This window comes from Jeongeupia sp. USM3, assembly GCF_001808185.1.
Classification (GTDB): domain Bacteria; phylum Pseudomonadota; class Gammaproteobacteria; order Burkholderiales; family Chitinibacteraceae; genus Jeongeupia.
On the sequence record NZ_CP017668.1, the window covers coordinates 1,844,174 to 1,859,337 of the forward strand.

13 protein-coding genes are annotated in these 15,164 nt (G+C 65.2%); 8 read left to right on the plus strand and 5 right to left on the minus strand.

Translation table 11 applies throughout. From position 1 onward, the window contains the following. Positions 1-5 precede the first annotated feature (5 nt). Together BJP62_RS08775 and tkt are read right to left on the minus strand one after the other, a co-directional pair. A complete protein-coding gene (locus tag BJP62_RS08775; RefSeq protein ID WP_070529034.1) occupies positions 6-374 on the minus strand; it encodes a DUF2946 family protein in 369 nt (122 codons plus the stop codon). A gap of 137 nt (positions 375-511) precedes the next feature. After that, a complete protein-coding gene (gene tkt, locus BJP62_RS08780; protein WP_070529037.1) occupies positions 512-2,512 on the minus strand; it encodes a transketolase in 2,001 nt (666 codons plus the stop codon). A gap of 392 nt (positions 2,513-2,904) precedes the next feature. Here tkt and gpmA point away from each other — a divergent pair, with 392 nt between their 5' ends. Next, positions 2,905-3,591 (plus strand): 2,3-diphosphoglycerate-dependent phosphoglycerate mutase, encoded by a 687-nt coding sequence (gpmA, locus tag BJP62_RS08785; protein ID WP_070529039.1) that lies wholly within the window; start codon positions 2,905-2,907, stop codon positions 3,589-3,591. On the opposite strand, the gene BJP62_RS08790 is transcribed toward gpmA, so the two are convergent. The 3 genes from BJP62_RS08790 to BJP62_RS08800 form a co-directional block, all read right to left on the minus strand. Next, the gene (locus BJP62_RS08790; RefSeq protein WP_083300803.1) at positions 3,592-5,295 is read right to left on the minus strand and encodes an alpha/beta hydrolase; all 1,704 of its coding nucleotides are present in this window, start codon (positions 5,293-5,295) and stop codon (positions 3,592-3,594) included. A gap of 89 nt (positions 5,296-5,384) precedes the next feature. Next, the gene (gene murU / locus BJP62_RS08795) at positions 5,385-6,065 is read right to left on the minus strand and encodes an N-acetylmuramate alpha-1-phosphate uridylyltransferase MurU (protein WP_070529040.1); all 681 of its coding nucleotides are present in this window, start codon (positions 6,063-6,065) and stop codon (positions 5,385-5,387) included. Positions 6,066-6,073: 8 nt separating this feature from the next. Then, positions 6,074-7,069, minus strand: coding sequence for an aminoglycoside phosphotransferase family protein (locus tag BJP62_RS08800; RefSeq protein ID WP_070529042.1), 996 nt, complete (start codon positions 7,067-7,069; stop codon positions 6,074-6,076). A 59-nt stretch (positions 7,070-7,128) separates the two neighbouring features. Here BJP62_RS08800 and BJP62_RS08805 point away from each other — a divergent pair, with 59 nt between their 5' ends. From BJP62_RS08805 to BJP62_RS08835, 7 genes are all read left to right on the plus strand, one after another. Further along, positions 7,129-9,336 carry an LPS-assembly protein LptD gene (locus tag BJP62_RS08805; RefSeq protein WP_070529045.1) on the plus strand — a complete coding sequence of 736 codons (2,208 nt, stop codon included), beginning with the start codon at positions 7,129-7,131 and terminating at the stop codon, positions 9,334-9,336. Between the two features lie 8 nt (positions 9,337-9,344). Next, entirely contained in the window at positions 9,345-10,637 is a 1,293-nt protein-coding gene (locus BJP62_RS08810) for a peptidylprolyl isomerase (protein WP_205700992.1), read from the plus strand. Further along, a complete protein-coding gene (gene pdxA, locus BJP62_RS08815) occupies positions 10,637-11,614 on the plus strand; it encodes a 4-hydroxythreonine-4-phosphate dehydrogenase PdxA (RefSeq protein ID WP_070529049.1) in 978 nt (325 codons plus the stop codon). The genes BJP62_RS08810 and pdxA overlap by 1 nt, the downstream gene beginning before the upstream one ends. 25 nt (positions 11,615-11,639) lie before the next feature. Beyond that, on the plus strand, positions 11,640-12,428 hold the full coding sequence (rsmA, locus tag BJP62_RS08820) for a 16S rRNA (adenine(1518)-N(6)/adenine(1519)-N(6))-dimethyltransferase RsmA (RefSeq protein ID WP_070529052.1): 789 nt from the start codon (positions 11,640-11,642) through the stop codon (positions 12,426-12,428). 85 nt (positions 12,429-12,513) lie between these two features. Continuing rightward, positions 12,514-13,254, plus strand: coding sequence for an amino acid ABC transporter ATP-binding protein (locus BJP62_RS08825; protein WP_070529054.1), 741 nt, complete (start codon positions 12,514-12,516; stop codon positions 13,252-13,254). 153 nt (positions 13,255-13,407) lie between these two features. Continuing rightward, a complete protein-coding gene (locus BJP62_RS08830; RefSeq protein WP_070529056.1) occupies positions 13,408-14,307 on the plus strand; it encodes a glutamate/aspartate ABC transporter substrate-binding protein in 900 nt (299 codons plus the stop codon). A gap of 110 nt (positions 14,308-14,417) precedes the next feature. Beyond that, positions 14,418-15,164 carry an amino acid ABC transporter permease gene (locus BJP62_RS08835; RefSeq protein WP_070529059.1) on the plus strand — a complete coding sequence of 249 codons (747 nt, stop codon included), beginning with the start codon at positions 14,418-14,420 and terminating at the stop codon, positions 15,162-15,164.

A 15,164-nucleotide genomic window follows, 5' to 3' on the forward strand; every position in this document is an offset into this window, starting at 1 on the left:
ACGAATCAGAGCAGGGATGGCGGAGCACGCGGTGCATGCGCCCAGACGCGGCGCGCCGGTGCCGGCCACAGCGTCGCGACCAGCGCCGGCGTGACCGAAATCAGTGCGACCAGCGGCAGGGTGAACATCGGCACCGGCGGCGGCAGCGCCTGCGCCGCCATGACCGCGCAGACCGGACAGGCCGTCGCCGACTTGACCGGCTGGTCCTTGCCGGCGATCACGACCTGGCGGATCTCGCCGCCCGGCGCGCACAGCGCCACCGTGACCGCGCCGCTCGCCATCGCCCGTGCGTGCACGAACGGCAGCGCGAGCTGCAACACCAGCGCGATCAGCGCCGGCACACGGCCAAGACGGAGGAGTCGGTTCAGCAGCACGGTTGCACGGGTCGATGTGACCGGGCGATTCTAGGTGGGCGCCCCAGCCCCTACAAGCGCCGCCGGGCACGCGTGAACGGTAGCCAACAAAAAACGGGCCCCACAGGGCCCGTTGTTCGACGCAGTGAAAGCCGCGCTTATTTCACCAGCGCCTTGGCACGCGCGACGACGTTGTCGACGGTGAAGCCGAACAGCTTGAACAGCTCGCCGGCCGGAGCCGATTCGCCGAAGCGGTCCAGACCGATCACGTCGCCTTCAAGGCCGACATACTTGCGCCAGCCGTCGGTGACGCCGGCTTCGACCGCCAGACGCGGTACGCCGGCCGGCAGCACCGAGGCCTGGTAGGCCTTGTCCTGCTTGTCGAACACATTGGTCGACGGCATCGACACGACGCGGGCGGCAATGCCCTCGGCAGCGAGCTTTTCGGCCGCCTTGACGATCAGGTCCAGCTCCGAGCCGGTCGCGATCAGCACGACCTTCGGATTGGCCGCATCGCGCAGCACGTAACCGCCCTTCTTGATGTCGGCGATCTGCGCTTCGGTCCGCGCCTGGAACTGCAGGTTCTGGCGGGTGAAGATCAGCGTCGACGGCGTTTGCTTCTGCTCGATCGCGTCGGCCCAGGCCACCAGCGTTTCGACGGTATCGGCCGGGCGCCAGACATTCATGTTCGGGATCAGGCGCAGCGTCGCGGTCTGCTCGACGGCCTGGTGGGTCGGGCCGTCCTCGCCGAGACCGATCGAGTCGTGGGTGAACACGAACAGCGTCGGGATCTTCATCAGCGCAGCCATGCGCAGCGCATTGCGCGCGTATTCGCTGAACATCAGGAAGGTCGCGCCGTACGGACGCCAGCCACCGTGCAGCTGGATGCCGTTCATGATCGCGCTCATGCCGAATTCGCGCACGCCGTAGCTGATGTGGTCGCCGACGAGTTCGTTGCCTTCGCGCTTGAGCGGGGTGCTGCCCTTCCAGTTGGTCAGGTTCGAACCGGTCAGGTCGGCCGAGCCGCCGAGCATTTCCGGCACGTTCGGCACATAGGCCGACAGCGCGTTCTGGCTGGCCTTGCGGGTGGCGATGGTCTCGGCCTTGGTGTTGGCGTCAAGAATCGCATCGGCGACGACCTTGTTCCAGTTCGCCGGCAGCTCGCCCGCGTTGCGGCGCTTGAACTCGGCAGCGAGGTCCGGGTGGACTTCGGCGTATTCCTTGAACACGCGATCCCACTCGCCTTCCCACTTGGCGCCGGCTTCCTTCTTGTCCCAGCCGGCGTAAACCGAGGCCGGGATCTCGAACGGTTCGTACAGCCAGCCGATGCTGTCGCGGGTTGCCTTGATTTCGGCATCGCCCAGCGGCGCGCCGTGCGAGTCGTGGCTGTTGGCCTTGTTCGGGCTGCCCTTGCCGATGATGGTCTTGCAGCAGATCAGCGACGGCTTGTCGGTGACGGCCTTGGCTTCGGCGATCGCCTTCTTCACCGCGTCGACGTCGTGACCGTCGATCGGGCGGATCACGTGCCAGCCGTAGGCTTCGAAACGGCCCGGGGTGTCGTCGGTGAACCAGCCTTCGACGTGGCCGTCGATCGAGATGCCGTTGTCGTCCCAGAATGCGACCAGCTTGCCCAGGCCCCAGGTGCCGGCGAGTGCGGCGGCTTCATGGCTGATGCCTTCCATCAGGCAGCCGTCGCCGAGGAAGCAGTAGGTGTGGTGGTCGACGATGTCGAAGCCCGGCTTGTTGAACTCGCGCGCCAGCAGCTTTTCGGCAAGCGCGAAGCCGACGGCGTTGGTAATGCCCTGGCCCAGCGGACCGGTCGTGGTTTCGACGCCGACGGTGTAACCGTACTCCGGGTGGCCCGGGGTCTTGCTGTGCAGCTGGCGGAAGTTCTTCAGGTCGTCGATCGACACCTCAAAGCCGGTCAGGTGCAGCAGCGCGTACTGCAGCATCGAGCCGTGGCCGTTGGAGAGGATGAAACGATCGCGGTTGGCCCAGTCCGGGTTCTGCGGATTGAAGCGCATTTCGCCTTCGCCCCACAGTGCCAGCGCGATTTCGGCCATGCCCATCGGCATGCCGGGGTGACCGGAATTGGCTTTCTGCACGGCATCCATCGCGAGGGCGCGAATGGCATTGGCAAGTTCGGCGCGGTTGGCCATGGGGAACATCCTCCGCAAACAGTTCGGTTCAAAGGGAAAACGGCATACAGCGGTTCGCAGCATTATCCCCGACGCATATGCGCCGGGACAACCGGAATCGGATTAGGTTTTACCGCAAGGGCCGGGCCTCTGCGTTGCGCGAAAGCAAAGCGGCCCGCATGACGTTGCTTACGATAAGCCCATAGCGGCGGGCTATGGTGAAGAGAGGCATTTTTCACTTCAACAAAAGAGAATGATTCTCAATAATTGAATTGAACCCATCCGCCACGGAGCCCATCATGAAGCTCGCCCACCACTGTCCGCTGCGGCGTTGCGTGCGCTACACGCTCGGCGGACTGATCTGGCTCGGCGCACTGCTGGCGCTGATCGTCTGACCCCAAACTGGAGCCGCCATGTCCACGCTGATCCTGATTCGCCACGGCGAGTCGACCTGGAACAAGGAAAACCGCTTTACCGGCTGGCACGATGTCGACCTGACCGAACTCGGCGCCGAGCAGGCGCGCGACGCCGGCCGCAAGCTCAGGGCTGCCGGCATCCACCCCGACCTCGCCTACACTTCGGTGCTCAAGCGGGCGATCCGCACGCTGTGGCTGGCGCTCGACGAAATGGACCGGATGTGGCTGCCGACCGAGAAGGACTGGCGGCTGAACGAGCGCCACTACGGTGGACTGACCGGACTCAACAAGGCCGAGACCGCCGCCAGGCACGGCGACGCGCAGGTGAAGATCTGGCGCCGCAGCTTCGACGTGCCGCCGCCGGCACTGGCCGCCGACGACCCGCGCGTTGGCCGCGGCGATCCGAAGTTCGCGGCGATCCCGGTCGAGGCGCTGCCGCTGACCGAGTCGCTGAAGGACACGATCACCCGGGTGATGCCGTACTGGTTTGACGCGATCGCGCCGGCGCTCAGGAGCGGCAAGACGGTGCTGATTTCGGCGCACGGCAACTCGCTGCGCGGGCTGATCAAGCACCTCGAAGGCATTTCCGACGACGACATCGTCGGCGTCGAAATTCCGAACGGCGAACCGATCGTCTATACGCTCGACGACGATCTCAAGGTCGTCGACAAGCGCACGCTCTGATCACTCGAGCACATAGCGTCCCGGCGCGGGGCCCAGATCGGGCCCGGCCGCCGGGGGCTTGATCCGCTTGCCCGATTGCGGTGCCAGCCACTCGACCCAGCTCGGCCACCACGAGCCGGCCGCCTTGCTCTGCCGCGCCAGCCACGTGTCGGCATCTTCGCCGCGCCGGGCCTCGCCCTGCCAGTAGCTGCGCTTAGAGTCGGGCCGCGGCGGATTGATGATGCCGAGGATGTGGCCCGAACTCGACAAGGTGTACGTGACCGGGCCGCGGGCCTTTCCGGTCAACGCCCAGGTCTGCTGCCACGGCGCGATGTGGTCTTCCTGCGTGCCGACCATGAACAGCGGCGTCTCGATCCGGCTCAGGTCGATCGGCTCGCCGGCGATCGTCAGCGCATCGGGCTCGACCAGCCTGTTTTTGACGTAGAACTCGCGCAGGTAGTAGCAGTGCATCTTCTGCGGCATCCGCGTCGTGTCCATATTCCAGTACAGCACGTCGAACGCCGTCGGCGCCTCGCCGAGCAGGTAGCCGCTGACCCAGTAGTTCCAGATCAGGCTGTTCGGCCGCAGCATCCGGAAGCTCGACGCCATCTCCTTGCCGTCGAGGTAGCCCTTGCGCGCGATCACCCGCTCGACGAAGGCCAGCCCCTCGTCGTCGAGGAAGACGTCGATGTCGCCGGGGTGCGAGAAATCGGTCAGCGCGGTCAGCAGGGTCGCGCTGGCAACCTGTTCGGCCTCGCCGCGTCGCGCCAGCCACGCCAGATAGATCGCCGCCAGCGTCCCGCCGATGCAGTAGCCGGTCAGGTGGACCCGGTCGCTGCCGGAGACCGACTTTGCCACGTCGACGATGGTCGCGATGCCGTCGCTCAGGTAGTCGTCGAAGCCGACGTCGCGCTCTGCGGTGCCGGGGTTCTTCCAGCTGGTGACGAAGACCTGGAAGCCCTGGTCGACCAGATGGCGGACCAGACTCTTCTTGGCGTCGAGATCGAGCACATAGTATTTGTTGATCCACGGCGCGACGAGGACGATCGGCACCGCGTGCACGGTCGGCGTCGTCGGCGCGTAATGGATGACCTCGAGCAGCCGGCCGCGGTGGACCACGGTCCCCGGCGTCGTCGCCAGGTTCTCGCCGACGGTGAACGCGTCCATGTCGGTCATCGGGATGTCGCCACGGCCGACGTCGCGGGCGAAGTTCTTGTAGCCCTGCCACAGGCTGTCGCCGCCGGTGAGCACGGCCTTGGTCAGCGCCAGCGGGTTGAGCCACAGCAGGTTGGTCGGTGCAACGGCATTCAGCCACTGCCGCAGCCAGAAGGCGCTGCGGTTGCACTCGGCCTCGCTCAGGCCCGGCGTCGCGTACAGCACGTCCTGCAGCCAGCGGGTGTTGAACAGATACCATTCCTTGATCGAATCCCAGTACGGCGAATCGGACCAGACCGGGTCGGCGAAGCGGGTATCGTCCGGGTGCGACGGGAACAGGTCGATGTCCGGCGCGCCGACGCAGCGGCTCAGCGTGTGCTGCTGCCATTGCCAGGCGTCGGACGACCAGTCGACCAGCGTGTCGGCGAGTTCGCCCGGGTGCTGCAGCCACGCCAGTTGCGCCTTGGCGGACGTCGAGATCAGTCCGAACGGATCGAACGCCTGGCGCAGCGCGTGCTGCAGCGATGCGAAACGGTCGGCCTGCTCATGGAAGAAGCGTCTGTCGGCCATTTCGGCCTCCCCGTCGGGACTAGGATGCTCCCAGCTTACGTTGCAGTGCAGCAGAACTCAATGCCGCACCGCGGCTGCCTTGATCGTGGTCAGGCCGGCTGCGCCGCCTGGCGCACGTCCTGCAGATCGGCCGGCGTGCCGACGTTGAACCATGCACCGTCGAAATGCTCGCCGCCGACCCGGCCGGCGCGCGCCTCCCGCACCAGAATCGGCCCGAGCCTGGCAACGTCGCCGGCGACGATGCCCGCCAGCAGCGCCGGGCGGATCACCGCCAGATTGCCGTAGCACAGCTTCGGCGCCCCATCGGGCGCGATCAGCCCGTCGACGAGGCCGAAGTCGCCGTCCGGATGGTAGGGCGGGTTGTCGACCATCACCAGGTGCGCCAGCCGCGCCGGCGGAAGTTGCATCGCGGTGCTGACCAGCCGCTGCAGCGGGTAGCCGGTATAGATGTCGCCACTCAGCAGCAGGAACGGCGCGTCGCCGAGCAGCGGCAGTGCCTGGGCAATGCCGCCGGCGGTTTCCAGCGCCACCGTCTCGGGTGAATAGGCGATGCGCACGCCGTAGGCCGAACCGTCGCCGAGCGCGTTTTCGATCATCGCGCCAAGCCAGGCGTGGTTGATCACCACCTCGGTGACGCCGGCGGCGGCCAGGCGACGCAGATGCCAGCCGATCAGCGGCGTGCCGCCGACGTCGAGCAGGGGCTTGGGGCAGCTGTCGGTCAGCGGCCGCATGCGTTCGCCACGGCCGGCGGCAAGGATCATCGCTTTCATCGTCGCGCTCAGAAGGTGAAGCCGACGTCGACCTGGTTGCCGTGCGCCTTGACCAGCAGCCGTTTCAGGCTGCCGAGTTCGACATAGCGTTCGCACACCTTGTTGACGTAGTGGAGTACCCGCGGGATGTCGGCGAGGTAACGGCTCTTGCCGTCGCGGTGATGCAGTCGCGCGAACAGGCCGAGCACCTTCAGGTGGCGCTGCAGCCCCAGCCATTCGAAAGCCTTGTAGAACTCGGCGAAGTCGGCCTGCACCGGCAGGCCGGCCGCGCGCGCCCTTTCCCAGTAGCGGATCGCCAGATCGAGCACGAACGCCTCTTCCCAGTCGACATAGGCGTCGCGCAGCAGCGAGACGACGTCGTAGCCGAGCGGCCCGCGCACGGCGTCCTGGAAGTCGATCACGGCGAGTTCGTCATTCTTGATCATCAGGTTGCGCGAATGGTAGTCGCGGTGCATGAAGCCCGCCGGCTGGCTGGCGTTGAACGCGGCGATCAGCGCGCAGCTGCGCTGCCAGCCCGCAAGCGCGTCGTCGTCGAAGGCGACGCCGAGATGGGTGCCGAAGTACCACTCGCGGCCGATCTCCATCTCGCGCTGCATGAAGGCGGTGTCGAAAGCCGGCAGGTGATCGCTGGCGAGCTTGGCCTGCATCGCCACCAGAAGGTCGATCGCGCGCAGGTACCACGCCCGGGCCTGGTCCTCGCCGGCGAGCCGTGGCGTCAGCAGATCGTCGCCGAGATCCTCGAGCAGCACGAAGCCGGCGTCCGGATTCCGCCCGAGCACCGCCGGCACGCGGATTCCGGCCGCGGCGAGCTCGCGCTGGCGGGCCAGAAACGGCTGCACATCGAAAGCGGCCGGGTCGGCCTGCATCACGATCAGGCTGCGGTCGGACCAGTGCGCGCGCCAGTAATGCCGGACGCTGGCGTCGGAGCCGCCCGGGGTCAGCGATGCGGGCGGCGTGCCGGTCTCGGCGGCCAGCCAAGCGGAAAGGGAATCGGAAACGTTCATGAAATCAGCAAAAAACCGGGTAGAATCCAGCGATTCTATCAAGAGCTTCCCCCGGCCGCATGACCCGTATCCCGCCGCCGCCGTTCCGTTATTCCGCCCTGCTGCTCGCGCTGTCGTCGGCCCTCGCCTGCGCGGCCGAATCCGCCAGCGACGCACCGATGTACGTCGAAGCCGACCGTGTCGACGCGCAGAACCAGGCCGACGGCGCCAAGACGCTCAAGGCCGAGGGCAACGTCGTCATCCAGCAGGAAAACTCGACGCTGTATTCCGACTGGGCGACCTACGACGAAAGCCGGAAACACCTGCGCGCCGGCGACGACGTGCGGATGGAAAAGGAAGGCGACGTGCTGACCGGCAGGGGGCTCGACTACTACCTCGACGCATCGACCGGCGAGCTGTCCGACCCCGATTATGTCGTCGGCCAGGGGCTGGGTCGCGCCGACGGCGTCAAGCTGCTGTTCGGCGGCGAGAAGCTCTACCGTATCGACTCGGGCCGCTTCACGTCGTGTCCGGTCGGCAACGACGACTGGTACATCCACGCGTCGAAGCTCGACCTCGACTACATCGACAATATGGGCGTCGCCCAGAACGGCTGGATCCAGTTCAAGGGCGTACCGATCCTGTACTCGCCGTGGATGAACTTCCCGCTGACCGGCAGCCGGCAGACCGGCATGCTGACGCCGACGGTGAGCTTCGACAGCCGCAGCGGCATCGACCTCCTGACGCCGTTCTACTGGAACATCGCGCCGAACTACGACGCGACGCTGTACCCGCACTACATGACCCAGCGCGGGCTGATGATGGGCGGCGAGTTCCGCTACCTGCAGCCGAACTACTCGGGACAGATCAGCGGCTCGTACATCAACGATAAGGAAACCGACACCAACCGCTCGTCCTTCGTCTGGCTGCACAACCAGCAGTTCACGAGTCAGCTGTCCGGGCACATCAACGTCCAGAAGGTGTCGGACGACGACTACTTCGACGACTTCGGCAGCCGCGACGCGATCGCCCAGCAGACCAACCTGCCGCGCGAGGCCGGGCTCAACTACGCCGGCGACGGCTGGAACGCGTCCTTCCTGTGGCAGCGCTACCAGACGCTGCAGAGCGACACCAACGCGGTCGACATCCCCTACGACCGGATGCCGGTGCTCAACTTCAACGCGACACCGAACTGGATCAAGGGCGTGCAGACCTCGGTCGCCGCCGAGTTCGCCGACTTCTACCACCCGACCAAGGTCAACGGCACGCGGACCTGGATCACCCCGACGGTGAGGATGCCGTTCAATACGGCGTACAGCTTCTTCGTCCCGAAGATTTCGCTCGACGCGACCTACTACCAGCTCAAGGACGCCAACGGCCAGAACGACCGGACCGAGAGCCGGGTGCTGCCGATCACCAGCATCGATTCGGGCCTGTTTTTCGAGCGCGACGCCGACTGGCGCGGCAGCGAGTACATCCAGACGCTGGAACCACGGCTGTTCTACGTCTACGTGCCGTACAAGGACCAGTCGCAACTGCCGAACTTCGATTCGAGCCTGACCGACCTGTCGCTGACGCAGTTGTTCTCGGAAAACAAATTCGTCGGCCACGACCGGATCAACGATGCCAACGAGGTCACCGCGGCGCTGACCAGCCGCATCCTCGACGCCGAGGACGGCTCGGAGCTGTTCCGCGCGACGATCGGCCAGCGCTACTACTTCACGACACCGCGGGTCACGCTCGACAATTCGGTGCCGTCCGACGCGACCAAGACCGACCTGCTGCTGTCGGTCGGCGGCCAGCTGTGGAAAAAGCTCAAGTACGACTACACGCTGCAGTACGACGGCGTCAACGGCAAGACCAACCGTGCCGACGTCTCGCTGCAATGGGCGCCGGACGCCGCGCGGGTGATCAACCTGCGCTATACGCGCAATACCAATGCGCCGATCTCGACCGACATCAACGGCGACTACACGACCGACGGCATCATCGAACAGGTCGACGTGTCCGGCCAGTGGCCGCTTGGCCGCGGCTGGTACGGCGTCGGCCGCTATACCTACTCGCTGCACGACGACCAGACCTTCGAGGCGCTCGCCGGCCTCGAGTACAACGCCGGCTGCTGGGCCGTGCGCTTTGCCGCACAGCGTTACATCACCAGCGACGGCGACTACAACAACACCTACTTTGCCGTGCTCGAACTCGGCGGCCTTGGCCTCGGCAGCAATCCGGTCAGCACGCTGCGCGATTCGATCCCCGGTTACTCCAGTACATTCGATACCTTGAAGTGAATGCCATGATGAAGCTCCGTTTCCTGACCTGCCTTGCCGTGATGCTGTCGACGCTGCTTGCGCCGCTGGCGAACGCGGCGATCGAAACCGTCGACCGCGTGATCGCAGTGGTGAACCGCGGCGTGATCACCCAGGACGAACTGAACGACCGGATCACCTCGGTCAGACAGAACCTCGCCAACCAGAAGATCCAGCCGCCGCCCGAGGACGTGCTCAAGCAGCAGGTGCTCGAGCGGATGATCACCGACCTGATCCAGGTCCAGTACGCCGGCGCGATGGGGATGAAGGCCGATGACGCGGCGCTGGACCGGGCGATCGGCCGGATTGCCGAGCAGAACAAGATGAGCCTGCCGCAGTTTCGCGCCACGCTGGAAAAGCAGGGAATGAGCTGGAAGAATTTCCGCGAGGACATCCGCCGCGAAATGATGATCAGCCGGCTCAAGGAGCGCGAGATCGACTCGAAGATCATCGTCACCGACAGCGAGGTCGATGACTACCTCAAGCTCAACGCCGGCAAGACCAAGGTCGAGTACAAGCTGCAGCACATCCTGATTTCGGTACCGGAAAACGCGTCGCCGGACCAGATCCAGCAGCGCCGCCTGCGCGCGCAGGCCGCCAAGCAGGAAGTCTCGTCGGGCGCCGACTTCTCGGCCGTCGCCGCCAAATTCTCGACCGCCCCCGACGCAACCAGCGGCGGCCAGCTCGGCTGGCGGCCGGCCGGCAGCCTGCCGCAGGCGTTCACCGACCTGCTCGACAAGCTGCAGCCGGGCGACAGCACCGACATCATCCGCAGTCCGGCCGGCTTCCACATCATGAAGCTCGTCGACAAGCGCGAGCAGAACCCGAAGGAAATCGTCACGCAGACGCGCGCACGCCACATCCTGATCAAGACCAACGAACTCGTTTCCGACACCGATGCCCGGCAGAGGCTGGTGCAGCTGCGCGACCGCATCGTCAACGGTGGCGCCAAGTTCGAGGACATGGCCCGCGCCTATTCCGACGACACCAGCGCCAGCAAGGGCGGCGATCTCGGCTGGGTCAACCCCGGTGAAACGGTGCCGGATTTCGAGCAGGCGATGAACGCGCTGCAACCGAACCAGATTAGCCAGCCGGTCCACAGCCCGTTCGGCTACCACCTGATCCAGGTGCTCGAGCGCCGCCAGCAGGACGTGACCCAGGAGCGCGAACGCTTCCGCGTGCGTCAGGAACTCAAGCAGCGCAAGGCCGAAGAACAGTACGAGGACTGGCTGCGCCAGCAACGCGACCGCGCCTACGTCGACATCCGGCTGAAGGACGAGTGATGCACCGCACCCCGGTGCTGGCGCTGACGACCGGCGAACCCGCCGGCATCGGCCCCGAGCTCGCCGCGGCGATCGCCGGCCGCAGCGACGGCGTACGGCTGGTGCTGCTCGGCGACCGGCAGTTGCTGACCGGGCGTGCCGCAGCGGTCGGTGCCGGCACCGACTGGCCCGACTATGTCCCCGGTGGCGATGCGCCGGTATCGCTGCTGCACCTGCCGCTGGCCGCGCCGTGCACCGCCGGGGTGCTCGATCCGGCCAATGCCCGCTACGTGCTCGACCTGCTCGACCGGGCGATCGACGGCGCGCAAGCCGGCGAGTTCGACGCCATCGTCACCGCGCCGCTGCACAAGGGCGTGATCAACGAAGGCATCAGTGGCAAGTTCTTCTACGGCCATACCGAATACCTGGCCGAGCGCACCGGCACCGGCCGGGTCGTGATGATGCTGACCGGCGGCGGCCTGCGCGTCGCCCTGGCGACGACGCACCTGCCGCTCAAGGATGTGCCTGCGGCGATCACCGTTGACACGCTGAGCCGAACGCTGCGCATCCTGCACGCCGATCTCCGGAGCAAGTTCGGAATCACGACCCCGCGCATCCTCGTCGCCGGGCTCAATCCGCACGCCGGCGAATCGGGTCACCTCGGCCGCGAGGAGCTCGACGTGATCATCCCGACCCTCGACGCACTGCGCGCCGAGGGCATGGCGCTGATCGGCCCGCTGCCGGCCGACACCCTCTTCAACCGCAAGCAGCTCGAACAGGGCGACGCCGTGCTGGCGATGTACCACGACCAGGGATTGCCGGTTCTCAAGTACGCAAGCTTTGGCGAAGGCATCAATATCACGCTAGGCCTGCCCGTCATCCGCACCTCGGTCGACCACGGCACCGCGCTCGACCTCGCCGGTACCGGCCGCGCCGACCCGGGCAGCCTCAAGGCGGCGATCGACCTCGCCGCCGAGCTGGCGCGCCACCGCGACTGATCCGCGGCTTTTTCAGGCTTTCCCCATGTCACATATTCCACGCAAACGCTTCGGCCAGAATTTCCTGCAGGACCAGGGCGTCATCCACGGCATCATCGCCGCGATCGACCCGCGTCCCGGCGACGTGGTCGTCGAGATCGGCCCCGGCCTCGCCGCGCTGACCGAACCGCTGATGCAGCGCGCCGGCAAGCTGCACGTCGTCGAGATCGACCGCGATATCGTCAGCCACCTCTCCGGCCGGTTCTCGGCCGAGCAGTTGGTGATCCACAACGCCGACGCACTGAAGTTCGATTTCGCCGCGCTCGCCGCCGAGATCAACCCCGGTGGCACGATCCGCCTCGCCGGCAACCTGCCGTACAACATCTCGACGCCGCTGCTGTTTCACCTCGCCAGCTTCGGCGCAGCGATTTCCGACATGCACTTCATGCTGCAGAAGGAAGTCGTCGACCGGATGGTCGCCGAACCGGGTACCGCCGATTACGGCCGGCTCTCGGTGATGCTGCAGGTCCGTTTCAATATGGACAAGGTGCTCGACGTCCCGCCGACCGCGTTCTACCCGCCGCCCAAGGTCGATTCCAGCGTGGTCCGGATGATGCCGTGGGACGTCAACCCATGGCCGGTTGGCGACCTCGGTGCGCTGGAAAAACTCGTCACCACGTCATTCGCCCAGCGCCGCAAGACGATACGCAACAACCTCAAGGGCATCGCCGACGACGCCCAGCTCGCCGCCGCCGGCATTGCACCGGGCGATCGCCCCGAGAACGTCACCGTCGGCCAGTACGTCGCGCTCGCCAACCTGCTCGCCGCCCACTGATCGGCAGGCCCGCGCAATACCCTTGCCCGGCCCGCAGGCCCGGACTCACAATCGAACGACTGAACCCATGACAGACAGCCTTCCCATGATCCGATTTTCCAGCGTCAACAAGTGGTACGGCCGCGACCACCATGTGCTCAAGAACATCAACCTCGAGGTCAAACAGGGTGAGGTCGTCGTCGTTTGCGGCCCGTCCGGCTCGGGCAAGTCGACGCTGATCCGCACGATCAACCAGCTCGAACCGATCAACGACGGCGAGATCACTGTCGGCGGTATCATCGTCAACAATCCGAAGACCGACATCAACACGCTGCGCGCCGAAGTCGGCTTCGTGTTCCAGCACTTCAACCTGTACCCGCATCTGTCGGTGATCGACAACATCACGCTCGCGCCGATCCAGGTCAAGAAGATGAGCCGCGACGCGGCCGAAAAGCTGGCGATGGAGCTGCTGGTTCGCGTCGGCCTCGACAACAAGAAGGACGCCTACCCGGCCAACCTGTCGGGCGGACAGCAGCAGCGCGTCGCGATTGCCCGCGGGCTGGCGATGCAGCCCAAGGTGATGCTGTTCGACGAACCGACGTCGGCACTCGACCCGGAAATGATCGGCGAGGTGCTGGCGGTGATGCAGCAGCTTGCCGAATCGGGCATGACGATGATGGTCGTCACCCACGAAATGGGCTTCGCGCGCGAGGTCGCCGACCGGGTGCTCTTCCTCGCCGAGGGCGAAATCCTCGAGGACACGACACCGGAAGCGTTCTTCAGCGCACCGAGCACCGATCGGGCCAGGCAGTTTCTGCGACAGATATTGTCGCCGATGCATGGCTAACTTCCGCAAAAAGCCGCCTTCAGGCGGCTTTTTTCATGCCACGCCATGAGCGCCGGCCCGTGCTTGTAAGCTAGGGTTTTCACCAAGCGCAGCAATACCGCGCGGCACCTATACTCGGTTTGTGTGAAAAAACACGTTATGGAGAGTTCCCACATGAAGAAACTGCTGCCGTTGTGTTTGGCCGTGTCCGCCCTCTTCGCTGCCACCGCGCAGGCCGAAGAGCTGACCGGTACGCTGAAAAAGATCAAGGAAACCGGCACCATCACCGTCGGCCACCGCGACTCGTCGATCCCGTTCTCCTATCTCGACGCGAGCCAGAAGCCGGTCGGTTACTCGATGGACCTGTCGGCGAAGATCGTCGCTGCGGTCAAGAAAGAACTGAACATGCCGAGCCTGGTGGTGCGCTACAACCTCGTCACCTCGCAGACGCGGATTCCGCTGGTCCAGAACGGCACGGTTGACGTCGAGTGCGGCTCGACGACCAACAACCTCGAACGCCAGAAGCAGGTCGCCTTCTCGGTCGGCATCTTCGAAATCGGTACCCGCCTCCTGGTGAAGAAGACCTCGGGCATCAAGGACTTCGCCGACCTCTCCGGCAAGAACGTCGTCACCACCGCCGGCACCACGTCCGAGCGGCTCATCAAGAAGATGAACGACGAGAAGAAGCTCGGCATGAACATCATCAGCGCCAAGGACCATGGCGAATCGTTCCTGATGCTCGAATCGGGCCGCGCCGTCGCCTTCATGATGGACGACGCGCTGCTGGCCGGTGAAATGGCCAAGGCCAAGGCACCGAACGACTGGACCATCGTCGGCAAGCCGCAATCGTACGAAGTCTACGGCTGCATGCTGCGCAAGGACGACGCCCAGTTCAAGAAGCTGGTCGACACCGCGCTGAGCAACACGTACAAGTCCGGCGAAATCAACACCATCTACAAGCGCTGGTTCCAGAGCCCGGTCCCGCCCAAGGGCCTGAACCTGAACTTCCCGATGAGCGACGAGCTCAAGGAACTGATCGCCAAGCCGACCGACAAGTCCGCCGAGCAGATGTAAGGCGAGTCGTACCGGAACGAAGCCGGCCGTGGCAACACGCGGCCTGTCCGATTGAATCGAGCAGGCCGTCCGTTGCGGCCGGCTTCTTGTTTGATAGGGGGAACCCCAAGATGCATTACAACTGGGACTGGGGCGTATTTTTCCACTCCACCGGCATTGGCAGCGAAATCTATCTGGACTGGTTCATCAAGGGCCTCGGATGGACGATCGCACTGTCGCTGGCCGGCTGGGTGATCGCACTGCTGCTGGGAACCGTACTTGGCGTGATGCGCACGCTGCCGGGCAAGGTCCTGCCCAAGATCGCGGCGGTCTACGTCGAGATTTTCCGTAACATCCCGCTGCTGGTGCAGCTGTTCGTCTGGTACTTCATCGTGCCCGACCTGCTGCCCGAAGGACTGCAGACCTGGTTCAAGCAGGACCTGCACCCGGCAACCAGCGCCTTCATCAGCGTGGTGCTCTGTCTTGGCCTGTTTACCGCCGCGCGCGTCTGTGAACAGGTGCGTACCGGCATCCAGGCGCTGCCGAAGGGGCAGACCAACGCCGCCTACGCACTGGGCCTGCGCGTACCGCAGATCTACAAGGAAGTGCTGCTGCCGCAAGCGTTCCGGATCATCATTCCGCCGCTGACCAGCGAATTCCTGAACATTTTCAAGAACTCGTCGGTCGCTTCGCTGATCGGCCTGATGGAACTGCTGGCGCAGACCAAGCAGACCGCCGAATTCACCGCCAACCTGTTCGAGGCGTTCACGCTGGCGACGATCATCTACTTCGTGCTCAATATGGGCCTGATGCTGTTCATGCGCTGGGTTGAAAAGCGCGTGCGCGTGCCGGGACTGATCGCGCTGGGAGGCAAGTAA